19 protein-coding genes are annotated in these 22,253 nt (G+C 50.4%); 11 read left to right on the top strand and 8 right to left on the bottom strand.

Translation table 11 applies throughout. The features are described from left to right. Positions 1–149 precede the first annotated feature (149 nt). On the bottom strand, positions 150–734 hold the full coding sequence (gene thpR / locus OEY58_16505; GenBank protein MDH5327059.1) for an RNA 2',3'-cyclic phosphodiesterase: 585 nt from the start codon (positions 732–734) through the stop codon (positions 150–152). Continuing rightward, positions 734–1,576, bottom strand: a complete 843-nt coding sequence (locus tag OEY58_16500) for a DUF3025 domain-containing protein (protein ID MDH5327058.1) — start codon at positions 1,574–1,576, stop codon at positions 734–736. Before OEY58_16500 ends, thpR begins: the two co-directional genes overlap by 1 nt. A gap of 195 nt (positions 1,577–1,771) precedes the next feature. On the opposite strand from OEY58_16500, the gene OEY58_16495 reads away from it, so the two are divergent. The 3 genes from OEY58_16495 to OEY58_16485 all read left to right on the top strand — a co-directional run bounded on the left by OEY58_16495 (position 1,772) and on the right by OEY58_16485 (position 4,050). Further along, positions 1,772–3,208 (top strand): HAMP domain-containing histidine kinase, encoded by a 1,437-nt coding sequence (locus tag OEY58_16495; GenBank protein ID MDH5327057.1) that lies wholly within the window; start codon positions 1,772–1,774, stop codon positions 3,206–3,208. 16 nt (positions 3,209–3,224) lie between these two features. Then, the gene (locus OEY58_16490) at positions 3,225–3,428 is read left to right on the top strand and encodes a hypothetical protein (protein ID MDH5327056.1); all 204 of its coding nucleotides are present in this window, start codon (positions 3,225–3,227) and stop codon (positions 3,426–3,428) included. Positions 3,429–3,582: 154 nt separating this feature from the next. Continuing rightward, positions 3,583–4,050 (top strand): heme-binding protein, encoded by a 468-nt coding sequence (locus tag OEY58_16485; GenBank protein MDH5327055.1) that lies wholly within the window; start codon positions 3,583–3,585, stop codon positions 4,048–4,050. A gap of 12 nt (positions 4,051–4,062) precedes the next feature. Here the strand turns inward: OEY58_16485 and OEY58_16480 are convergent, their stop codons facing one another. From OEY58_16480 to OEY58_16470, 3 genes are read right to left on the bottom strand one after another with little or no spacing between them, the layout of a single operon-like run. Further along, positions 4,063–8,418, bottom strand: a complete 4,356-nt coding sequence (locus OEY58_16480) for a DEAD/DEAH box helicase (protein ID MDH5327054.1) — start codon at positions 8,416–8,418, stop codon at positions 4,063–4,065. Positions 8,419–8,470: 52 nt separating this feature from the next. After that, positions 8,471–10,093 (bottom strand): ATP-binding protein, encoded by a 1,623-nt coding sequence (locus tag OEY58_16475; GenBank protein ID MDH5327053.1) that lies wholly within the window; start codon positions 10,091–10,093, stop codon positions 8,471–8,473. A gap of 50 nt (positions 10,094–10,143) precedes the next feature. Then, positions 10,144–10,848 (bottom strand): response regulator transcription factor, encoded by a 705-nt coding sequence (locus OEY58_16470; protein MDH5327052.1) that lies wholly within the window; start codon positions 10,846–10,848, stop codon positions 10,144–10,146. Between the two features lie 220 nt (positions 10,849–11,068). Between OEY58_16470 and OEY58_16465 the strand changes: the two genes are divergently transcribed. The 3 genes from OEY58_16465 to OEY58_16455 are packed head-to-tail and all read left to right on the top strand — an operon-like array spanning position 11,069 to position 14,813. Next, positions 11,069–13,450, top strand: a complete 2,382-nt coding sequence (locus OEY58_16465) for a VIT domain-containing protein (GenBank protein MDH5327051.1) — start codon at positions 11,069–11,071, stop codon at positions 13,448–13,450. Next, positions 13,447–14,304, top strand: a complete 858-nt coding sequence (locus OEY58_16460; GenBank protein ID MDH5327050.1) for an exosortase/archaeosortase family protein — start codon at positions 13,447–13,449, stop codon at positions 14,302–14,304. The genes OEY58_16465 and OEY58_16460 overlap by 4 nt, the downstream gene beginning before the upstream one ends. After that, positions 14,298–14,813, top strand: a complete 516-nt coding sequence (locus OEY58_16455; GenBank protein ID MDH5327049.1) for a hypothetical protein — start codon at positions 14,298–14,300, stop codon at positions 14,811–14,813. The genes OEY58_16460 and OEY58_16455 overlap by 7 nt, the downstream gene beginning before the upstream one ends. A gap of 28 nt (positions 14,814–14,841) precedes the next feature. Here the strand turns inward: OEY58_16455 and OEY58_16450 are convergent, their stop codons facing one another. Both OEY58_16450 and OEY58_16445 read right to left on the bottom strand, forming a co-directional pair. Continuing rightward, entirely contained in the window at positions 14,842–15,744 is a 903-nt protein-coding gene (locus tag OEY58_16450) for a hypothetical protein (GenBank protein MDH5327048.1), read from the bottom strand. Between the two features lie 189 nt (positions 15,745–15,933). Further along, entirely contained in the window at positions 15,934–17,349 is a 1,416-nt protein-coding gene (locus tag OEY58_16445; GenBank protein ID MDH5327047.1) for a PLP-dependent aminotransferase family protein, read from the bottom strand. Between the two features lie 121 nt (positions 17,350–17,470). On the opposite strand from OEY58_16445, the gene ilvE reads away from it, so the two are divergent. From ilvE to OEY58_16425, 4 genes are all read left to right on the top strand, one after another. Continuing rightward, a complete protein-coding gene (gene ilvE / locus OEY58_16440) occupies positions 17,471–18,346 on the top strand; it encodes a branched-chain-amino-acid transaminase (GenBank protein ID MDH5327046.1) in 876 nt (291 codons plus the stop codon). Next, a complete protein-coding gene (gene argC / locus OEY58_16435) occupies positions 18,343–19,404 on the top strand; it encodes an N-acetyl-gamma-glutamyl-phosphate reductase (GenBank protein MDH5327045.1) in 1,062 nt (353 codons plus the stop codon). The genes ilvE and argC overlap by 4 nt, the downstream gene beginning before the upstream one ends. 250 nt (positions 19,405–19,654) lie before the next feature. After that, the gene (locus tag OEY58_16430; protein ID MDH5327044.1) at positions 19,655–20,428 is read left to right on the top strand and encodes a PhzF family phenazine biosynthesis protein; all 774 of its coding nucleotides are present in this window, start codon (positions 19,655–19,657) and stop codon (positions 20,426–20,428) included. Between the two features lie 198 nt (positions 20,429–20,626). Beyond that, the gene (locus OEY58_16425; GenBank protein ID MDH5327043.1) at positions 20,627–20,986 is read left to right on the top strand and encodes a hypothetical protein; all 360 of its coding nucleotides are present in this window, start codon (positions 20,627–20,629) and stop codon (positions 20,984–20,986) included. A 53-nt stretch (positions 20,987–21,039) separates the two neighbouring features. On the opposite strand, the gene OEY58_16420 is transcribed toward OEY58_16425, so the two are convergent. Further along, a complete protein-coding gene (locus OEY58_16420) occupies positions 21,040–21,357 on the bottom strand; it encodes a DUF2934 domain-containing protein (GenBank protein ID MDH5327042.1) in 318 nt (105 codons plus the stop codon). Positions 21,358–21,842: 485 nt separating this feature from the next. Between OEY58_16420 and OEY58_16415 the strand changes: the two genes are divergently transcribed. Next, positions 21,843–22,163, top strand: a complete 321-nt coding sequence (locus OEY58_16415; GenBank protein ID MDH5327041.1) for a BolA/IbaG family iron-sulfur metabolism protein — start codon at positions 21,843–21,845, stop codon at positions 22,161–22,163. The last annotated feature ends 90 nt before the right edge of the window (positions 22,164–22,253 follow it).

The following is a 22,253-nucleotide window of genomic DNA, read 5'->3' as shown; positions in this document are numbered from 1 at the left end:
CACACATACTGTCATTAGACATGTGATCACCTCCTTTATCAGGGTGTTAACACAACGCCCCACAAACACCCCTGGTATGTCTATGGAACAACGCCTTCATAAAAGAATAGTTTAAAAATCAAACAATTCAAGCTTACCCGAGCAAAATGTTAAGCGTTTAATTGTTGCTCTGCCAAGGCCTCATACCCCGTGTGAAGGCTTTTGCCGATATCCGGATTATTGCCATGGTGACTCTGGTACAGTACAACGCGCTCTACGGGCAAAGGACAGCTGTCCGTGTTTCGGATCAATGCTTGAAGATCCGAAACCGGGTGACGCAATCGCGCCACCGTAATGTGCCCCAAATAGGGGCGTTTTTCCCCTGCCAGCCCGGTCTCCAGCGCCAGGGTTTCCGCCCAGAGTGCCAGTTGTTCCAGTTCCGCATTTTTGTGGACAAAAGAGGCCAGCATACGAGGCCGTTTTACATTGGGGAAGGGTTTGGGTGTGGAGCACTGTATTTTAAAGGGGGCGGTTGATAAGCAGGAAATACCGTTTTTTATTTGCTGCAGTTGCGATTCCGTGATATTGCCGAGGAAGCGCAGGGTCACATGCAGCTTGGGCAACGCTACCCAACGGGCCTGGGGATACCAGGGGCTTTGCTGTTGTTGCTGTTGGAATTGCTGAAAAAACTCACAAAGGGCTCGGTTCACCGGGATGCCTATAAAGGTACGGTGTCGGACCTCTGAGCTTGGCATCAGGAACGCCGCCCCGGTCTGAAGTAATCCGTATTGTCGTAATAACTTTCCTGTTGATTTTCCGAAACCCAGCCAGGCATACCCAGTAAAGGAAACGGAGCAAAATCTCGGGGAGTTTGAATTTCCAGGGTTGCCAGTTTTTTACTGATAGCTGCGTCCAGGTACTTCAATTGTTGCTGTAGTGGTTTACGGTTAAAGGACTCTGCAGTAGGCAATAAAATACTGTGCGCGGTCAAACCGGGATAGGGGTTAAGGGCTTTCTCGTAAATGGCATGACCAAAGCAGAAACAACGTAATCGTTGTTGGGTTGATTCTCGGTGCTCCCAAAACAGGGTTTTCCAGTCAAAGTTTTCTATCATGTCCAGCAACGAGGGATCGGAACTGGTGACTATAGCGCCGCACTCATCGAACTGAGTCAGTGCATTTTCAATGCTACTGCGGGTTTTGTTATTTGGGTCATCGGCTTTGCGTCGTTCAATGGATTCAAAATGTAACGCGTTTAAGGTGGATTTGGTTTTTGGCATGCTGTACCACACCAGAACCTGAAAGAAATCATGCCAGTTTTCGCATCGCGTTTGCACTTCTCCATCGAGAAAGATCCGGGGCTCGTACTCTTTTTGCCAGCTGGCAGGAGGTCCGTCCTGCTCAACAAAGCTAATGGGAACCCCTATTTCAGATCGTACTACCGGATCGCATAGATTTATTAATGCATTGTAGTCGTCCAGGTCCGGCCATTGGTCATGGCGGACAAAATTGGTAGCAGCGACGGACAGGGGATGGAACAGCAGGGGTGATTGTTCCATAAAACGGGGGTTCCAGGGTGAACGAATCCATTTGGCCATAGCTATATTGCTCTTATCATCACGTAGGTATGTATGTTCTTGTTTTACAATAAAAGATTAACTAATACTTTGCCAGTATTAGCCGCTAATAGTCTATAGTTTTCTACAAGAATTTTTGAAAATATTTCGCAAAACATAGGGATAGAGATTCTCTTAGTTCGGGCAGGTTTCGGACAAAGTTTCCAATTAAATTGCATGAAAGTTTGGAAAAAAGCCAATATTGGCATTAAGTTTATACTCACCGCATTCCCGGCCATGGCGATTATTGTCGTACTGCTGGGGAGTTACTATGTACAGGATGATCGAAAAATTTTACGACGTCAGTTGGATACTTTGGGGGCCGGTTTAAGCCAGGCAACCGCCAGTTTTTGTGCTGCTCCCATGGTGGTTCAAGACTACGTCACCATAAAAACCTACACGGATAATCTAATCAGAGGTAATGAGGACATTATCTTCGTGTACGTGTTAGATGCAGACAACAACTTGGTGTCTTCTTCGGCTCTGGAAGACAAAACTGACGTGGTACCCTTTGTCTATGAACGCGACATTCTCAAAGAGCCTACTCGTGTGAGAAAGCTGGGTTCCGTGGTTTTGGGTTTATCACCCCGGCAAATGGATTTGGCCGTCTCAGAACGCATTTATGACATTGCCATGGGTTTTGTTGTCCTATTCATTGTTTTTTCCGTGATGATTGTTTTTTTGGTAAAAACAGTGGTTACCGATCCTTTGAAAAAACTAGGGGATGTGGCAGAAGCCTTAGGCAAAGGCGTACTGGCTAACCCCATCACGATGGACCAGGAAGACGAAGTGGGACGTTTGGCGAAGAATCTGGAAACCATGCGGACTAATCTGTTTGATTCCTATACGATGGTGCGCCGCAAAAACGATCAGCTTAAAAGTTTAGACAAAATGAAGGATGAGTTCTTGTCCAATATGACTCACGAGTTGAAAACACCATTGCATGCAATTATTGGCTATAGCGAATTGGCCCGTGAGGATCTCAATAACCAAGTCAACGATCAGCTACTGGAAGATTTGAATAAAATTGAGGCCTCCGGGCGCCGTCTGTTGGAAATCGTCAATAATATCCTCAGCCTGTCCTCCAGCAATGAATCCGACAACCGTGTACCCTATTCATTGATGGCCTTAATAGAAGAGTTGAGGCTGGGATTTGAAGTGGAAGTGTACAAAAATAGTAATAAACTGCTGGTGCAATTTCATCATACGCATGATTACGTGCAGGTGGATATATCCCGATTCAAACAAATGCTGGTGCATCTACTGAACAATGCCAATAAATTTACCCACAATGGAAAAATCACTATTGATATTTTCGATGAAACAGATGAGGATCAACACTGGGTGACTGTGAGTGTAGGTGATGACGGTATTGGCATTGACCAGGAATACCTGAAAAACCTATTCTTGCCGTTTAGCCAAATGGATTCTTCTCTGACGCGAAAATACGAAGGCACGGGGTTGGGTTTGGCCGTGTGCAAGAAGCTGTGTGAAAGCATGCATGGGGAAATCAACGTTTCCAGTGTAAAAGGCCAAGGTAGCGTGTTTAATGTCAGGTTACCGTTACCGGTTGTTAAGGAAGGCGACCAGAACGAACGCCGGTCCCGCCAGTAAACAGGAATCCGGAAAAATGATTGTTGATGACAGGAGTCATTTCTTGGACGAAAAATTCTATCGCGTTGAGGTGGGGGGAAACGGTCGCGCTACCGTTGTGGACGCTAAGCAACAGGCTATAATCCAGTGTATGGACCGTAATAACGCCGAACATTATTGCGTGTTACTCAACAAAGCTTACGAGACGGGATATAAACAGGGTGTTAAAAGCGTGAAATAGCCTGTGGGCCTGGTTTTTCTGTCCCTTTTCCGTTCCCGAACGTAGCGCCGGATTCGTTGCGTAAAACGAGCCCGTTGCGAGTGGAGAAAGTGGAGAAAGTGGAAGGAGTCGAGCAATGAAACGTGTACTTTTCAAAGTATCAATCGGGGTGTCGATGTTTATACCCCTGCTGGCAGGCAATGCGTTTGCCGGTGATGTCGTGGCCGTTAAAACTATTGGAATGGAACTGGCGCGTGATATCGCCAATGAAGCCGTTATGATTTGCCGTAAGAAAGGCTATCAAGTCAGCGCTGTGGTCGTGGATCGAAATGGTTTGGTGCGGGCGGCATTGCGCGATGATCTTGCGCCACGTTTTACCCTGCAGATAGCCGAAGAAAAAGCCAATGCGACTGTCATGGCGGGGATCGGTAGTGGCGAGTTCAGGAAAAACCGGGGAGATATCCGTCCGGAGTTAAACCATGTAGACGGTGTTATTATGCTTGCCGGTGCTTTGCCGATTTCGGCAGGTGGTTACAACATCGGCGCAATTGGCGTCAGTGGCGCGCCGGGTGGTGATATAGACGAAGATTGCGCCAAAAAAGCCCGGGCCAAATTTGAAGAACGTCTGGAATTTGCTGACTGAGGTTAAAAACGATTAGCTGGGAACATCCCCCGGTGGCTTTACATAAGCCGGGTTATGTTTGCGAATCAGCCGATTGCGCAAGTCCCATTGGTTGGGTGTGTCCACCTCATCCAGAAATTCCACATTACCGCCTACATACAGCGCCAACGGCACGCCGTTGCGATAGAGAATGCGGTTTTTCAGTTGCGCCGGTACACGTTTACCCGGGGTGATGATGCCGGTGAGATTTAAGGGATCTACGGCGCTTAGGGTCACCAGTTCATTGGGCACAGATGTTGCCGCCGGGTCTTTCGTGCTTTGTTGGTCCCGGTTTAGTGAGCGCAGTTGTTGCACCGCATCGGGCAAAGCAAATTGTTCTCCGGCAAATCCACTCACAAAACGACCGCCGCGAATTTCGCCGCGTGCTTCCATACGTCGGAACATATACAGTAAATCCCGCCACGGGGGCAAGTCCGTTTCATTATCCAATAGTTTTCGAAACACCACGCCATAGCGCATCAGCAAGGTCCAGGCTATGTGTTGCCAGTCCTCCAACTGTTGTAATCGACTTTGAGATTCCAAGCTTGGTGTTTGTCTTTGGATTAAGGACCAGCGACCGGCTTCGTCCACGCCGTATTGACGGTTACGCCCGGAACGACTGCGGCTGCGAAAAGCCGGCTTGCGGGAGCTGGGGGTTATTAGAGCCCGTAGTCCGGCAAAGTTATCCGAGGTCACCAGGCCCCGGTTTACCAATTCTCCCAAAGCCGTTTCGACTTGAGTGCGCAACAGGCCGCTGAGTTTGACTAAGTCGGCAAAAAAACTGGCGCCATTTTGATTTAAGAGTCGCAGCACCTGAGCACCGTATTCACTCAGTGCTTGATCGTCGGTTTCATCCGTGGCCTTTTTGCCCCAGAGTTCTTCCGTTTCTCTGGGCAGTAAATAAACCGGAGTCATTTTTACCGGTGAAGATTTCCGGGATTTTTTTGAACACCCGGCGCGTAACCAGGCAAAGTGGCCGCTGTTGCAAAGGGAGTCCAGCCATTCCGGTAAATAAAATTCCAGTCGAGCCGGTAGCACTTCGCTTTCCCAGGCGGCTGCCGGAACCGCATAACCTTCCAGTTGATCCAGGATACCTATGAGGGCCTGCTTGCCTTCACCAGGGTCCACTAAGTGGTGCCAATAAAACAGAAAGCGCATAAACACCGCCGGGCTGACGGCTTGTACTTCACGGCGCAGGCTTTTGAGGGTGTAGCGGTGAATTCGTGCCAGCAGACCGCGGTCGCACCATTGCAATTCGTCCTGGGACGACTCGAAATAACCTTGAATGGCAAAGCCTTCCTGCTCCAGTGCCAGTAAAGCGGTTTGTACCGCATTAAGGTTCAAGTCAATGGCTTGTGCCAGTTGCGTTGCGCTGACGGGGCCCAGACCCTCCAGACGGCTGCGGATCATGTCGACCAGTGCGGTGTCGGCATCGATCCCCGTTGGCCACTGTGCCAACAGGTTTTTGATTGTCTCTGAAATGCTGCCCTGCGGGTGCAACAGCAGCAAGTTTGGCAGACGCTCGGTGGCACACCATAGGGTTTTGCCATTGCCGGTTAGCAATGGGGCGCAACGCTGTTGTTGTGTTAATGCTTCGAGATATTGGTTCCAAGCGGCGGATTTTTGCATTTCCGCATCGGTGACAAAGCCCAGAATGCTCAAGGCATCGTGCAACTCATCGGCGTTATAGACTTCGGGCCAGGCTTCCTGACGCACGCGGGCAATGGCCTCCGGACTTAAGCGGCCAATATCCTGCGCACTTTGCGGATCCAGTTGTCGTTGGCGTATAGCCAGGGTACGGCGCTCTTCTGCCGGAGCGTCGTCCAGAAACGCATAAGCCTTGGCGTTAATAATTTCCGCCGCCAACGGGGAAGGGGTGGGCAGGTCACGGCAGACCACGTTAATGGCGCCACTGGTCAAGCGCTGCAACACTTGTTCCAGACCTTCGATATCCATGGTTTCATGCAGGCAATCGCCTATCGTTTGTTGGACCAGCGGATGTTCCGGCACTTCCCGTTCGCCGCTGATGTTCTCGAAACAAGCCAGCTGGTCCGGAAAAATCACGGCGACCAGGTCTTCGGCATCACTGCGTTGAAACTGCGCCGGTACTTTTTTACCGTTGCGATTGCGTGGTACTGCCAGAGAAATATTGGCATTCCAGCGCCAGCGGGTGCCGAACATAGGGGCATCCAATAAGGCTTGAACTAACAAATGCCGTACGGTGTTGGCATTGAGGTAGTTGGCCACTTCCTCCAGGGGAAAGCTGTGGGTCGGACCCAGGGACAGAACGATATTATTCTCGTTGGCAGCGGCTTGCAGCTCAAAGTTGAACTTGCGACAAAACCGTTTGCGCAGCGACAAACCCCAGGCTCGATTGATGCGCGAGCCAAAAGGCGCATGAATAACAAAATGCATATCACCCACATCATCGAAAAACCGTTCGAAGATGACGGTATCCATGGACGGTAACACCCCCAGGGCCGCTTTGGCGGTGGCCAGATAGTGACTGATTTGTTCGGCTATAAAAGCGGGCAGGTGCAGTTGTTGTTGCAGCCATTGAGTGCTGCCCTCCAGACCGTTTAAGTCCAGTTGCCGGGCAAACTCCGTGTTCAGTCGGGCCACGGCTTGCGACAATTCATCGGTGCGTCCCGGTGCTTCGCCAAACCAAAAAGGAATATTGGGGGGCTGGCCGTGGGCATCTTCCACATAAACCCGTCCCGATTCAATTTTCAAGATGCGATAAGAGGTATTGCCCAATTGGAAAATATCGCCGGGCAGGCTTTCAAAAGCGAAGTCCTCATTCAAACTGCCAATGAAACAACCTTCCGGTTGCAGCATGACATCGTAGTCAAACTGATCCGGAATCGCACCGCCGTTAGTGAGAGCGGTTAAGCGGGCGCCGCGACGCGGGCGCAGCTTGCCGTTAATGCCATCGCGGTGTAAGTAGGCACCTCGGCGGCCGCGTTTGGTGGTGTAGCCGTCCGCCAGCATTTGTACCACATCGCTAAACTCCTGTTGTGACAAATCGCGATATGTCCAGGCTTGGCGCAAGCGATCATATAGCTGTAGTTCGTCCCATTCTGCACACGCCACTTCCGCTACAATGTGTTGCGCCAGGACGTCCAAGGGTTGATGCGGGATCAGTATCTGGTCCAGCTCCCCTTTGCCAATGGCATCCAACATGGCCGAGCATTCAATCAAATCGTCCCGGCTTAGGGGAAATAAGCGGCCTTTGGGTGTGGCGCCCACTGCATGGCCGGAACGACCTACGCGCTGCAAGAAGGCGGCGATGGAGCGAGGCGAGCCCAATTGGCACACCAGGTCCACATCACCGATGTCGATGCCCAGTTCCAGGGATGCGGTGGCCACCAGAGCTTTGAGTTGGCCGTTTTTAAGCCGTTGCTCCGCTTGTAAACGGTGTTCCCGCGCCAGACTGCCGTGGTGGGCCGTGACATGTTCCTCACCGATGCGCTCCGCTAAGTGTCGTGCCGCTCGTTCCGCCAGTCGGCGTGTATTTACAAAGATCAAAGTGGTGCGGTGTTGCTGCACCAGTTCCTGCAAACGACTGTAGATTTCCTCCCAGGTTTCATTGGCCATGACCGCTTCCAGCGGTGAGGCGGTTACTTCAATTTGCAAATCGCGAGCACGGCTGTGGCCTGTGTCCACAATAGTGCAGGGTTGATCCGAGCCGTTGAGATACTGGGCCATGCGTTCTATGGGTTTTTGGGTTGCCGACAAACCAATGCGCACCGGGGCCGGGCGGTTGTTGTTTTGGCACAAAGCGTCCAGACGTTGCAGGGACAGCAACAAATGGGAACCGCGTTTGCTGCCTGCCAAGGCATGAATCTCATCGACAATCACAGTCTTGATCGATTTGAGCATTTCCCGACCGGAGTCCGAACTGAGCAGAATGTACAAGGATTCGGGGGTGCTCACCAAAATGTGGGGCGGATTCTTACGCATGCGAACCCGTTCCGCTTGCGGTGTATCGCCGGTACGAACCCAGGCTTTGATTTCCACATCCGCCAGACCGTGCTCCAGCAAAGAATCCCGAATGCCGTTGATAGGCTGTTGTAAATTCTTTTGAATGTCGTTGGACAAGGCTTTCAGCGGCGACACATACAGTATCTGGGTGTGCTCGGGTAAACCCCGTTCCACGCCCTGGACCACTAACTCATTGATACTGGCTAAAAACGCCGCCAGGGTTTTGCCTGAACCCGTAGGTGCGGCGATCAAAGTGGGGTGTTGTTGGGCGATGGTCGGCCAGGACTGGAGTTGCACCCGTGTCGGAGCAGCGAAGCTTTTGTTGAACCAGGCGGCGACCGCGGGATGAAAAAGTTCCAGACTCATGCCGTTATCATAGCGGTTTATGTTCTGGAAATCCTGCTATTGATGACAACAATTAAGTCGATGGGGCCGGAGCCAGCTCCAGTTCAAATCGAACCCCTTGTTGGCTGGGGGTTAAGCGAATCTGCCCATTGTGGGCCTTGAGGATGGATTGCACCACAGCCAGTCCCAGGCCTGTGCCACCGTTGTTTCTGGCAGTTGTAAAAAAGGGTTGGAATATTTTTTTGGCATTGGCACTGGAAATTCCTGTGCCATTGTCCTGGTACACAATACTGACATTCTCCTGACTTCGTTTTACGACGATGTGGACTTTTGCCTGGTGACCACCGTGCTGGCGTGTATTTTCCAGCAAATTGGTAAACACCGAGCTTAGTGTCGCTTCGTCCATATTAACCGCCAGGGAGTCGCCGCTGAACTGTAGCTCTACAGGCAATCCGGCATGACGATAAGTTTCCTGCAAGGATTGCAACACGGGGGTGATCAGGGTACGTTCTTGTCCCAGCACCATGGTATCGGCTTTGGCCAGTTCCAGCAGTTTTTGCACCAGATTTTCCAGACGTGAGGCGTCGTTGTTGAGGTTTTGTAAAAAGCGGTTTTTTTCCTCCGCAGTCATGGCCTCGCTGTGGTCCTGTAATAATTCCACCGCTCCTTTAATGGCGGTTAAGGGCGTTTTGAATTCATGGGAAACATGGGCGGCAAAATCTCGGATGTAATCGGCTCTTTGCTCCAGGGTTAAAGCCATATGAGCCACCGCTTGTGATAACTCAGCCACCTCATGGGTATAAGGACTCTCCAGGGGTGTGACCGCGCCTTTTTCTCCGCGTACGGCTCGCTGGGTTTGGGCGATAACGGCTCTAACCGGATTGCTGATGGTGAGGGATGTGACCAACGTTATGAACAGGACCACACCCACGATTAACAGTGCGGCATAAGCCAGTTCGTAGCGTTTGCCGTGTAAGGCCTGCATGATATTGGCAGGGGTGCGCGACAATACCACGGCCCCGTAAATGCGATCATCATGCAATACCGGCATGGCGACAAATACGCGTACGCCGGCGCCACGGCTGATAGATTGCAGCGGCGGTACCGGTTCATCGGATATGCGTCGGCGCATTAAGGAGACATGTTGTCCTTGCAAGGCGCGGGATACTTCCGGCCAGTGCATTAAGGATTGTTGCAGACTTTGATTGGTAGAGGCGATGACAGTACCTCGACTGTCCACCAGACGCATTGCGGCCAAGGTGGTGATTTGAGCATTGCGCATAATAGCCATGGTCTGCGCTCCGGCTTCGCTGATACTCCGGTGTGGGGTGTGCGTGGCGGGTAAAGGGTCACTGGGCTTTCCCAATATGGTGTCTTTGGATAAATCCAGCTTGGCGGCCCGGGGTTTCCATCGGCTGGCCGGTTCAGTGACTTGTATTGTTGATTGTTCAGTGGTTTGTGTCTGCGATTCCATTGGTAGGCTGTATTGCTGTATTTGTTGCGGTGACAAACCCTGGCGTAGCAGGGCGTTTTTAAAAATCTCCTTTACAAACACACCTTGGGCAATCAGTTCGCTTTCAGTTTGACGTACCAGCACACTTTCATAAACACGCAACAGTGCTATGCCGCTTAAAGGCAACACCAAAATGGCCAGATTCACCAGGAATAACAATGTGTGTAGTCGAGGACGGCGCATGCTTTTCTTTATGCAGTTCGTGAATACACTCGTGGCCGGCTTAAGTGCACTTAAGCGTCACCCAGTTTGTATCCCACGCCGTGCACCGTTTCTATGGGGCTGGCGCCCAGTGCACTGAGTTTGGCTCGCACCCGACGCATATGGCTGTCGATGGTACGGTCACTGACCACATTATTAAAGTCATAAGCACTGTTCATGAGTTGTTCGCGGCTGAAAACTCGGCCCGGTTGGCTTAAAAGGGTTTTCAATAAACCAAATTCGGTGACGGTGAGTACGATTTCCTCTTTATCCCAGTAGGCTTTAAATTCCAGTTCGTTCAGGCTTAATTTGCCGTGGGACAGGGTGCTACGGCTTTGGGTGCCATTGCGTTGGCCGGCACTGGTTTGTTGTATTGCCGTGGTTCGACGCAGTACCGCTTTCACCCGCGCCACCAGCTCCCGAGGGCTGAAGGGTTTGGTAATGTAATCATCGCCACCCAGTTCCAGACCTAATATGCGATCGATTTCTTCATCTCGGGATGACAGAAAGACAATGGGAACATTGGATGATTTGCGAATTTCCCGACAGACATCCGTACCGTCCATTTCCGGCATCATGATATCCAGTACCAACAGCTGCGGGGCTTTTTCTTCAAATTGCTGTAACGCCTGCCGGCCGTTTTCCGCTTCTACTACCTCATAACCGGCTTTTTCCAGAGCGAAATGCAGCACTTGGCGGATATGAGCATCATCATCAACTACTAGGATTCGTTGCATGGTCAATCGGACTATGACTCTAAATAGTGGTTATGGACGGTTATACAACATATACAATTGTTATATAACAAATGTTTACAATAGCTTAGACCGGATCGTGGCATAAAGCCAGAGCTTGCACAAAATCTGCACCAACATTCCATCAAGTTGTCACATGGACGCCACGGTGTCTGCATACGCTTGTCCGAAAATGAGTTTACAGACTTAGAGGAGATGATTTATGAGTGATTCCATCACACCGGCAAGCGACAACGACAGCCCCTTAAGTAAGCGTTCTCGGGCGAAAGCCCTGGGATTTGTATCCATCACCACAATGGTGTTCATGGGCGTGTTATTGCCTCTGGCTACTCTGGCTTATGAATTATTTAGCCACGCCAGTGCTGATATGTTTTTTGATCCTATTCCCACACCCTTGCATGTACTTATGGTGGCTTGGGTCCCATTAGCCAACCTGGTGACGTTGTGGTGTATCTATCAACATCGTTTTCCGGTATGGGTGGTTCATGTCAATGGCCTGGCCATAGGGTTTGCAGCTTTCTACAGCCTTATGTATTTGCCTTTGTTGCCTTTAGGGGTAATGGGGATAGTGGTGTTTTTCGGCCTATTTTTATTAGCGCCATTGTTTTCCCTGATAGCTGCCGTACGTTTGTATGTTCGCCTGCGCAAACAAGCCCGACAGGTTTCCGTACTGTTGCCAACGCCGGGGCGGGGAATTTTGGCGGCGTTGGTTATCGTGACTATCATCAACCTGCCACCGGCTTTAACTCAGATAGGAATGAGTATGGTGATGTCCGAAAAGCTATCGGTGCAAAACCGGGGTTTGACTATGTTGCGAGTGATAGGCGATGAACAGTGGATTCTGGACCATTGCTACTATCGTAAACGTCGTAGTGATATCGGCTCCTTTTTTATGCCACACATACCTCCGGAGCAAGCTCAAGGTATTTACTATCGGGTTACCGGTAAAGCTTTTAACGCTCAACCCTTAACGCAGACGCGCAGCACGCGTTGGATTGATCGGGATGAGTGGCGTAACCAGGGTAATCAAAATGTCAGTGGTAAAGTGGAACAGTTGTTTTTACACAGTTCCATTTTGGATGGAAGCATAGCCGCTGAGGCTGATGTGGCATATTTGGAATGGACTTTGGTGTTTAAAAACCAAAGCTATCGACAAGCGGAAATGCGAGGCAATATTTTGTTACCGCCCGATGCGGTTGTGTCTCGGGTCACTTTGTGGGTTGAAGGAGAGGAACGGGAAGCGGCTTTTGCCGGTAAAGCCAAAGTTCGTAAAGCCTATCGAGATGTGGTGCAGACGCGGCGTGATCCGCTGCTGGTGACCACCAGTGCGCCTGACACGGTATTGATGCAAATGTTTCCCGTGCCGCCACAAGGTGAAATGAAGGCCCGAATCGGAATCAGCGTACCGTTGTCTGTCCGTGATCAAACCACTGCATTGTTACGTCTGCCTCACTTTATTGAATCCAATTTCAGTGTTCGTGAAGACCATAAACACGATGTCTGGTTGGAATCCAAAACACCATTGCACCTGGGGCAGAAAGTCCTGCCTTCCAAAGACTTAACTAAAGAGCGCGCAATTTGGCAGCTCAGTGATCTGGAACTTTCGGATCCGCAAAACAGCATCCGTGTGGATAGAGGCAAGCCAAGAACTGTTGTTGATCAGTGGCGTGGTAAGAGAATTCAACAAACCGTGGTGAGCCGGGATCAGCTGTTTAAGAATTTGGTTTTGGTGCTGGATGGATCACAGGGTATGCAAGATCATTTGGAGACTATAGTGCAGGCGATTAATGCTATCGACGGGGACATCAAGCTGCATACTTTTTTGGCGGGCGATCAGGTACAGGAATTACCTATGGCCCAAAGTGCAGATGGCTTACGCTTGTTGACCGAAGACTTGGAACGAGTGGAATTTGAAGGAGGGATGGACAATGTTCCGGCTTTGGAGCAAGGGTTGACCTTGGCCAGGCAGCTACCCCAAGCGGCAGTGTTGTGGATTCATGCTCCCGTGCCGGTAGAGTTACGTTCGGCTGATTATGTGTTACATCATTATGCTCGCTTTAACAATGCGCCCGTGTTGTTTGACTTTGCTGTCAGTTCCGGACCGAATCGGGTGATGGAAAAGCTGGAGAAAACGCCTTTGGTGCGACGGGTTGCCCGTTTCTCCAGCGTGGGGCAGGATTTACGGCGCTTTTTTTCCCAAGCGGCGGGCAGCACCCCCCACTTTTTGCTTCACAGAGAAATGTATTCGGGTCAAGGGAAGCCCACATTGCGAACGGGACATATTGTACGACTGTGGGCCAAAGATCAAATTATGGGAATGATGATGGATGTTAAGGACCGGCACCAAGCGATGGTGGCGCAGGCGGCGAAGTATCAATTGGTAACTCCTGTTAGCGGTGCGGTGGTGTTGGAAAACCAACAGCAATATGACCGTGCGGGTCTGCAAGCGGTACCGCCGGGTAGTGTTCCTACCATTCCCGAGCCGGAAGAATGGGCCATGATTGTTATTGCACTGTTGTTCTTGGTTGTCGCTATCAGAAAACGCTTCCGCTTCGAATCAGGATTTTACGGGGCAGCCGTATGAACACAGGGACAGATCTGCTTGGGCGGCTTCAGCCGTATCGTTTCAGCATTGTGTTGAGTGTGACCGTGTTGAGTCTGTATCCCGTCTGGCACTGGATGTTGTTGCGGATGTTTTCCCAAGGTGGTGAACCCTGGAGTGTGTTGCCTCTGGGTACAGCGGTGGCGCTTTTATGGCTGAGGCCGGCGGTTTTAACGGAGTCCCGTGCTTGCCCGTCGGCGTCACTCGATCTGCTGATACCGGCCCTGTTGATGTTGCTGTACATGGTCAGCCTGTTGTTCTTTCCGCCCATTTTTCGAGCGGCACTCGCGATGCTGATGATTGCCAATTTGTTGAGCCGACATTGGTATGGCAAGGAACTGCATTTACCCTTGTTCTGTTTGTTGGGACTTGCTTTACCCGCAGTAGCTTCTTTGCAATTCTATTTAGGGTATCCCTTGCGGGTTATAGTGGGGGAAATAAGTTCAACCTTGTTGTCCATGAACGGTTTGGTGGTGGTGCGAGACGGTACTGTTTTGCAATGGGGGATGCACAATATTTCTATCGATGCACCTTGTAGCGGTATTAAACTATTGTGGGTGAGTTTGTACATGGTTTTTACCCTGGCTTGCTTTTTCGAACTGAACGCCAAACGAACCCTGCTGTTGCTGTCGGTTTCACTGGTTTTAGTGTTAGTCGGAAACGTGCTGCGCACAACCGCCTTGTTCTATACCGAGTCCGGACTGGTCCCCGCGCAGGACTGGATGCATGAGGGCATAGGCATGGCCGTGTTTGTGCTGGTTGCTTTGGGTTTATTATTGGCAAATAAGTTTCTTAATCAAATGGCGCACAATCGCCACAGGGGAATGGCATGGTGACACGAATCTATTTGCTCATGTGTTTGTTAGCCGCGATGCTACCGCTGATTCCGCTATCCCAATCCGGCGAGCCGCATGCTACAGCGGATTTTCCCGGTTGGCCGCAACAGTTTGAAGGCGAGGCGTTACAAAGGTTGCCATTGTCCGCAAAGGAAACAGTCTTTTACGCTTCCTTTCCCGGTAAAGTGGCGCGTTTTACTGACGGTAGGCGGGAAATCATTATGCGTTGGGTGAAGACTGAATCTCGAAAATTTCACTCGGCAGCGGATTGTTTTAAGGGGTTGGGGTATACGGTTAAACCGGAAGATCTGTATGTGGACCAGACCGGGCAACGTTGGGGTCAGTTTCAAGCCCAAGCCAAAGATCACAGCTTGTTGGTGAGAGAGCGCATTAGTGACGCGCAGGGCAGGCAGTGGACCGATGTTTCCGCCTGGTACTGGGATGCATTATTGGCGCAATCCCACGGTCCTTGGTGGAGTGTCACGGTGGCGACTCATATTGATAGCTAACTATATGATACCCTGTGCCCACGGATTGTCATGGGATGTTCAGGTACAAAGTATTGATATCGGTGTCACCTTCCTGGATTGGATTGCCATTGGCTCCCGCGGATAAGACATATCGATAGCGGGAACGGCTGGCGGCACGGGATGTGACATACTCCAAATACCGCGAACCAGTGTCAATATCAATGAGTAACAGATAATTGTCGGGGGTCAGATTGACATTGAGGTTGCTTGTCCAGGTGTCGCTGTTGCCCTCGCGATTGAGTCTGAGTGTCTGTGAAGGGATAGAAAAACCTGCCGCTAACAGTCGAATCTCAAAGGTATTTATTTGGGAGCTACTACCCGTTGCCGTTGTCGCAACAATTGAGATGTTGGTGCCGGAGGCGGCCGCCGATGTGGACAGGGTGATATCTTGTAACCAGGGAGAAACAGCCGTTTGCGTGTTGCAGTTTCCCGGATTCGCCCGGCTGAAGGTTGATCCTTGAAAGTATTCCAGAGTAATGGAATGGCCGCTGCTTCGTTGCAGGTTACACACCAGGGTTTGCGGCTCACCGTTGTCATAGGAAGTATTATCGTTTTCATCTACAAAAGTGAAGACATCAAAACGATTCCAGAAACTGAAAGATTCCAGTGGAACAAGAATTCTATGGGTTTCGACTACGGAACCGTCATAGGATTGCTCGTGCAGGGGCGTAGAATTGCGGCTTGCGGCTTCGTTAACCACTTGGAAGTAGCAGCGACGATTAGAGATGCCTCCGCAATCTATGAGGCCTTGCATTTCCCAGGCAAACGGTTTGTTTGATGCAGAGAAAGAAGTGTCGGAACCCAAATCGGCCTCACAACCGGAAATCACAATGAAAATAAACAACCAGATCAAACAGATGGCTCGGTATGCATATTTTGAATACAGCGCGTTAACACCATTGTTTGGCATGATGACCCCCGATCTATAATTATGATTATTTATATTTGTAATGCGCTCTTTGCGTTTGTTCAGTAAAGCAAAAAATTTACAGACTCGCAAGCTGGGGAACGACAATATTGTGTTTGTTTGAATCAGTATCGTCTGCTTCGTGGCGCATGGTTCGACCACCAACGTTTGTCGCGCACAAGCGTTTATCGCTCACACTAACTCGTGCGCAATCTGCCCCAAAACCTTAACCGCCTTTCGCGCTGTTTCGCCTTCCACAAAGCCGCAGCTCATTCGAATATGATGTCGGTAACGGGATTGGGCGCTGAAAATAATACCGGGGCTGATGCTGATTTTGCGATTCATAGCGCGTCGGTATAATTCCATACAATCCACGCTTTGCGGAAGCTCTATCCATAATACAAACCCGCCTTGGGGATTACTGATGCGAGTGTGGACCGGAAAATATTCACTGATCCAGTGACGTAACTGCTGGACGCGAAACTGATACGTGGCAGCGCTTTGCTGTAGATATCGGCTGTAGCGGCCTTTGCTGAGAAACTCCGCCAGTGTCAATTGGGGCAGGGTGGAGGTGCTGATATTATCCAGAAACTTAGCATAGGCAACGGATTCCATAAACTGACCGGGTATCATCCAGCCGACACGAAATCCCGGAGCAATGGTTTTTGAAAAGGAGGAGCAATAAATGACCTGACCCTCATGGTCAAAGGCTTTGGCCGCTTTGGGGCGGGGCGAACTAAAACTGAGTCCGCCGTATATGTCGTCTTCAATTAAAGGAATGTTATTCTGGATCAGTGTACGCACCAGCGTTTGTTTATGAGATTCCGGCATGCACGAACCCAATGGGTTGGAAAACGTCGGCATGAGTACGCAGGCGGCAATTTTGTGTTTCTCCAGTGCCAATTGCAAGGCGGCCAGTTCTATTCCTGTACCGGGATGGGTGGGAATTTCCAGCGCTTTCATGCCCAAGGTCTCGATCACTTGCAGGATGCCAAAGTAGGTCGGTGATTCAATGGCAATGGTGTCGCCCCGCTTGGCGACAGCACGCAAGGCCAGGTTTAAGGCTTCCAGGCAACCATTGGTAATAATGATGTCATCGGGCGAGGTTTTGCACCCGGCCAGACCCATTAATCGAGCAATGTATCGACGCAAGGCGGTATTGCCCCGCGCGTTTTCATAATAGATGGCACTGTCCGGCGATTGCCGGATAACCGCAGCGCTGCTGCGCGCCAAGAGTCTGCCGGGCAGCATGTCGGGTCCCGGTACGGCCGCTCCCAATTTAATTAACCTATCCGAACGAGCTTCCTGTACCAGTTCCATTGCCAGTTGCCCCACACTGACCGGTAATGCTTTTTTCGCCGGACGACTTACCGCGGGCTCTTCTGCAGTGGCAACAGCCGTTACGAAATAACCGGAACGGGGTTTGGCCTGCGCCAGACCGCTTTCTTCCAAGCGATTCAAGGCTTCCAATACTGTCGCCATGCTCACCTTATATTGTTTGCACAAACTTCTGATGGAAGGCAGTTTTTCCTTGGGGGCGTACACACCTCGGCGGATCGCTTTAATTAAGTCATCAGCGAGGCGCTGATACAAAAACTCCTCACGCATGGCGTGCTCCTAATCTGTACTGGTATAAAATCAATATAACTGTATCTGTTCTGGTTTGTAAAGCTGATATACCTTACACCGAACATCATTGAGATAAAGGTCAAGTAAGGAGAAAGGTTTTATGAGCATATGTTGGATCAACGGTGAGATGTGCGCACCGGAACAGGCGCGAGTGTCGGTGTTTGATCATGGCTTATTGTACGGTGATGGTGTGTTTGAAGGCTTACGATTTTATGGTGGGCGGATTTTTCGCGCACAAGAACATTTGCAACGCCTGTTTGATTCTGCTGCGGGTATATCCCTGGCCATTCCTTATGGTGTGGAACACCTGCATCAGGTTCTGTTGGAGGTTACCGAAGCGTGTGAATTTGCGGATGGTTATATTCGTCTGGTGGTAACTCGTGGCGAAGGCCCCTTGGGTTTGGACCCGCACCTTTGTTGCAAGCCAACCGTCTTTGTGATTGCCGACAAAATCAAGCTGGTGGATGATGCCGCTCTGCGTGATGGCTTATCCGTAATTACAGCGTCGGTACGACGCGTGCCCAATGACAGCCTGGATTCGCGGATTAAGTCCCTAAATTATCTTAATCATATAATGGCCCGTCTGGAAGCGAAGGCAGCCGGTGCCCATGAGGCTATTTTGCTCAATCATGCCGGGCGTGTGGCAGAAGCGAGTTCGGAAAATGTTTTTATCGTAAAAAACCGAACCGTGCTGACGCCACCGGTCAGTGACGGCGCTTTGCAGGGAATTACACGACAGACACTAATGGAGCTGGCCGATGGAAAGTGGCCGGTATTGGAACAGGGCTTAACAGCGTTTGACTTGTACACCGCGGATGAGTGCTTTTTGTGTGGCACGGGAGCGGAGTTGCTACCGGTAAGGATGATCGACGGTCGCACTTTGGCGCATTGTCCGGGGCCGGTATATCTTCAACTTCAACAAGCGTATTTGGCCCATGTTTACCACGAGACCGTTCATACTGGAGGATCAAAATGAGCATTTCAGTCGGTGTGATGGGCGCCGGCGGTTACATGGGAGGTGAAGTATTACGGGTCTTGCTGAACCATCCGCAAGTGGAGATTGCCTGGGCCGCCAGTCGAAACGGCGAACGTATTGAGGAGTACCACCCCAATTTATATGAGTCAGGATTAAAGCTGATTCATCCTGACGATGCCGAGGCTTGTGATGTGGTGTTTCTGGCTTTGCCTACCGGTGCTTCCATAGAGCAAGCCGCACGCTTTAACAGTCTGGGCTGTCGCGTCATTGATTTAGGCGCAGCATTTAGGTTAAGTGACTGTAAGGTGTGGGAGCGGGTTTATGCCCAAACTCATGCACAATGGCCTTTAGTACAGCACGCGGTTTATGGAATCAATGAATTGCACCATGATGAAATTGCCAACACTCGTTTAGTGGCCAATCCCGGTTGTTTTGCTTCTGCCGCTATTTTGGCTCTCGCGCCAGTAGTACAGGCCGGTTTGGTTGATACGCAAAGATTGCTGGTAACGGGAATATCCGGCACCGCAGGGGTAGGCGCCGAATTATCTCAGGCGGCGCACCATCCGGAAATCGGCAACAATCTGGTGCCCTACAATGTGGTGGACCACCGCCACAGCTACGAGATGGAACAGGAGCTGTCTCTATTGAACGGCAACAATCCTGTCAGCGTACATTTTACCCCGGTGTATGCGCCCCTGGTGCGAGGGATTCTCAATATTTGTCACGTGTTTCCCTTGAAAACTGTATCCCGAACGGCTTTGCTGCAACGGTACCGGGAATATTTTGAGGAGCATGAATTTATCAAAGTCTTTGATCGCCCCTTTGAAACCGGCGTCAGTTGGCAATACAAGCCTTACCCCTGGGTCAGTGCCGTTAATGGCAGTAACTACTGTTACATCGGTCTGGATGTGGACGAGCGGCGAAATCGCGTGGTGTTGTTTAGCGTGCTCGACAGCCTGGGTAAGGGTGGGGCTCAAGTAGGAGTGGAGAACATGAATATAATGTTTGGTTTGGATCGAGCGTCCGGGCTCAGAAGCCGGGCTTTGCATCCTGGATAGTTAAAAAAGTAAGGGAACCCATTAAGGGTTCCCATACTTTGGATTGGCCTGGTCAGCAAGAGACAATCTGTCTCACGCAGGTTGATGGCCCGTGGATCGGTCATTGCATCTAAGAAATATACGATCCACTGAGTTTCTTTGCCGGTTAGGCTGATGGGATCCAGTTCATTGGCTAGTCGCTTATGAGGCTGGGTAATACCACTTAACTGCGGTAATCGTTGTTTGTGTTTTTACTGAGTAGGGAAAGGATATGAAGATTTTTCAGGTCGATGCGTTTAGCTCCAAACCGTTTCAAGGGAATCCGGCCGCCATTTGTCCCCTGGAGTCGTGGTTAGATGATTCTCTACTACAGGCAATTGCTGCTGAGAACAATTTGTCTGAAACGGCATTTTTTGTGCCGGGTGAATCCGGTTTTCATTTGCGCTGGTTTACGCCTAAAGCTGAGGTGACGTTGTGCGGGCATGCGACGCTGGCTTCTGCTCATGTATTGTTCCAGGAGTTGGCTTATAAAAAACCGGAAATTATATTCCACACACTTAGTGGTGATCTGGCGGTAAAACAAACATCAGCAGGGTTACTGATGGATTTTCCCGCCCTGGCTTTAGAACCGTGCAAGGTTCCCGCAGCACTGGTGCGGGCATTGGGTGCGGAGCCTGCAGAGGTTTTGTTGGGAGAAGACTATATCGCGGTGTATGCATCGGCTGATGAGATTCTGCAGTTGCGCCCCAACTTTGCATTGTTGGCGCAGTTGGATGTACGTGGTATTGGTGTGACGGCACCTGGAGATGATGTGGATTTCGTCAGTCGCTTTTTTGCACCGCGCCACGGTATTGAGGAGGACCCGGTGACGGGGTCGCTGCATTGTGCTTTGACGCCTTGGTGGGCAAACCGGTTGCAGCGTCAGAAATTTACCGCAAGACAGTTATCCCAGCGTGGTGGGTATCTGCAATGTGAATTAAAGGGGGACAGGGTTACTTTGCTGGGGCGTGCAGTGACCTATATGGTCGGAACGGTACTTTTATGAATAGCCATTATGAATAGCCATTATGAATAGCCATGCATAAAAAGCCGCTTAATGGGTTCATTGTCGTGGCGAGGCAGGAGCAGTTGTAGGCAGGCCTGCTCCAGGCTGCTATAGTTGGGGAACCTCGGATTCGCTTCGTGTCGAGTGCCTGCTCTATCCAGGGGTTATAAGGCAGGTATCGTCACTAAAGGTTTATGCATGCAGTTTAAAATTCTGATTATATTACTATCGCTACTTGGGCTGCCGGGATGTGCCACGGTCGCCAAAACAACATCACAACCTGCACCGCACCCTATGTCGGACCCCTGGGTTGGGCAGGATAAGGTCTATCATGCACTGGCATCTGCTGCCATAGCGAGGATTGCCGCGCTGGAAGCGGATCGCCATTCCTCAAGTAAGTGTGCGCCACTGGCTGTGGGTTTGGTAGTAACTTTATCGGCAGGTACTGCAAAGGAATTGTACGACCGGGATGTGAGAAAAACTCTTTTTAGTTGGCGCGACATGTTTTGGAATACCTTCGGCGCGCTGTTAGGCAGCTTGAGTGTGTCAAGCTGCTAGTACTGCAATCCGGAACGAAACGACTGCTTAGTTTATAAGCAGTCGTCATAGTTTCATTGGCGGGCTCGAATTTGAGAATCGATTTCCGTTTCCGCCACCAACCAATCATCAACAGGACTGCCACCCTGAAATCCCCGTTGTTGAGCTCGAAAGTAAGCTGCGGTCGCTATCATTTCACGACGAGCCTCATCCGTAAACAGGATGGAAGTGGCTTTTTTTGCCTTAGACGCCGTTTTTGCAGGGGTTTTGGCAGCCGCTTTGACAGCGGTTTTACCGGATTCTGTCAGGGTTTTTTTGGAACGCTTTTTAGTTATGGTTGGTTTTTGGGCGGTTTCGCTGTTTTCCATTATATCCTCTCTATTTTTAGACACGATTTTTTCATATGGGTGAGAAACATGCCGGTGAAATCTGCTGGCTTGTGAGCTTTGTTTGGAATTTTTATTAGAAAAGACGGCTCTGGACAACAACAACTGGCATTGGTCAAAGGCGCTCTGAAGATAACGGCGCTACTCTACCTATATATAGTCCATCGTGTCGCGAAATCAATTCCAGTTCTCAAGCAAAATTACGCTTCGGCATAATCACGCTGCTGTAAAACGGCTTCGGCTTGGCAGCGGTTGACACTATGCAAAGTTCTTACCAGATGGTGACTTTGTAGCTGCGCCAATCAATGGTACTCTAATGCCCGAAAATACCCGATTTTAAGACTAGGGAACTACCGAACCTTAGCGACAGGGGAACCTGTGGGAACCTTGGCGACGGGGAACTTCGGTGAGACTAAGGGCTTTGGCGGCCAGAACTGCGTATCTGCCCAGACCGGTCCCCGTACGTGATGATACTGTAAAGAGAAACAATTATGAGTGTGCAATCTGATATTGAAACCAAACTGACCGCAGCGTTGGATTTGAAGCATCTTGAAGTGATCAACGAAAGCAATAACCACAACGTGCCTCCCGGCTCCGAATCTCATTTTAAGTTGGTTTTGGTTGCAACCGATTTTGATGGCCTGAACTTGGTCAATAGGCATCGTAAAATTAACCAAATACTTGCCCATGAGTTACAGCATCGCATCCATGCTCTGGCATTACACACCTTCACTGAGCAGGAATGGTACGATAGGAATGAGCACGTACCTATGTCCCCGCCGTGTTTGGGTGGTTCTAAGTCCCAATCCTAAATCGTCAACGGAGTATCTTATTGATATTTAACAGTTTAAAATGGCAGAGTGACGAGCGCCTTTACAGCGCACCCGAAGTCTCTAAATTTC

Source organism: Gammaproteobacteria bacterium (genome assembly GCA_029882975.1).
GTDB lineage: Bacteria > Pseudomonadota > Gammaproteobacteria > SZUA-152 > SZUA-152 > JAJDNG01.
This window is presented reverse-complemented; position numbering and strand designations above follow the sequence as displayed.

Excerpts from the sequence above, each read along its gene's own strand:
- thpR (MDH5327059.1), bottom strand. The coding sequence starts at position 734 with ATGCCAAGCTCAGAGGTCCGACACCGTACCTTTATAGGCATCCCGGTG.
- OEY58_16500 (MDH5327058.1), bottom strand. The coding sequence starts at position 1,576 with ATGGCCAAATGGATTCGTTCACCCTGGAACCCCCGTTTTATGGAACAA.
- OEY58_16495 (MDH5327057.1), top strand. The coding sequence starts at position 1,772 with ATGAAAGTTTGGAAAAAAGCCAATATTGGCATTAAGTTTATACTCACC.
- OEY58_16490 (MDH5327056.1), top strand. The coding sequence starts at position 3,225 with ATGATTGTTGATGACAGGAGTCATTTCTTGGACGAAAAATTCTATCGC.
- OEY58_16485 (MDH5327055.1), top strand. The coding sequence starts at position 3,583 with ATGTTTATACCCCTGCTGGCAGGCAATGCGTTTGCCGGTGATGTCGTG.
- OEY58_16480 (MDH5327054.1), bottom strand. The coding sequence starts at position 8,418 with ATGAGTCTGGAACTTTTTCATCCCGCGGTCGCCGCCTGGTTCAACAAA.
- OEY58_16475 (MDH5327053.1), bottom strand. The coding sequence starts at position 10,093 with ATGCGCCGTCCTCGACTACACACATTGTTATTCCTGGTGAATCTGGCC.
- OEY58_16470 (MDH5327052.1), bottom strand. The coding sequence starts at position 10,848 with ATGCAACGAATCCTAGTAGTTGATGATGATGCTCATATCCGCCAAGTG.
- OEY58_16465 (MDH5327051.1), top strand. The coding sequence starts at position 11,069 with ATGAGTGATTCCATCACACCGGCAAGCGACAACGACAGCCCCTTAAGT.
- OEY58_16460 (MDH5327050.1), top strand. The coding sequence starts at position 13,447 with ATGAACACAGGGACAGATCTGCTTGGGCGGCTTCAGCCGTATCGTTTC.
- OEY58_16455 (MDH5327049.1), top strand. The coding sequence starts at position 14,298 with ATGGTGACACGAATCTATTTGCTCATGTGTTTGTTAGCCGCGATGCTA.
- OEY58_16450 (MDH5327048.1), bottom strand. The coding sequence starts at position 15,744 with ATGCCAAACAATGGTGTTAACGCGCTGTATTCAAAATATGCATACCGA.
- OEY58_16445 (MDH5327047.1), bottom strand. The coding sequence starts at position 17,349 with ATGCGTGAGGAGTTTTTGTATCAGCGCCTCGCTGATGACTTAATTAAA.
- ilvE (MDH5327046.1), top strand. The coding sequence starts at position 17,471 with ATGAGCATATGTTGGATCAACGGTGAGATGTGCGCACCGGAACAGGCG.
- argC (MDH5327045.1), top strand. The coding sequence starts at position 18,343 with ATGAGCATTTCAGTCGGTGTGATGGGCGCCGGCGGTTACATGGGAGGT.
- OEY58_16430 (MDH5327044.1), top strand. The coding sequence starts at position 19,655 with ATGAAGATTTTTCAGGTCGATGCGTTTAGCTCCAAACCGTTTCAAGGG.
- OEY58_16425 (MDH5327043.1), top strand. The coding sequence starts at position 20,627 with ATGCAGTTTAAAATTCTGATTATATTACTATCGCTACTTGGGCTGCCG.
- OEY58_16415 (MDH5327041.1), top strand. The coding sequence starts at position 21,843 with ATGAGTGTGCAATCTGATATTGAAACCAAACTGACCGCAGCGTTGGAT.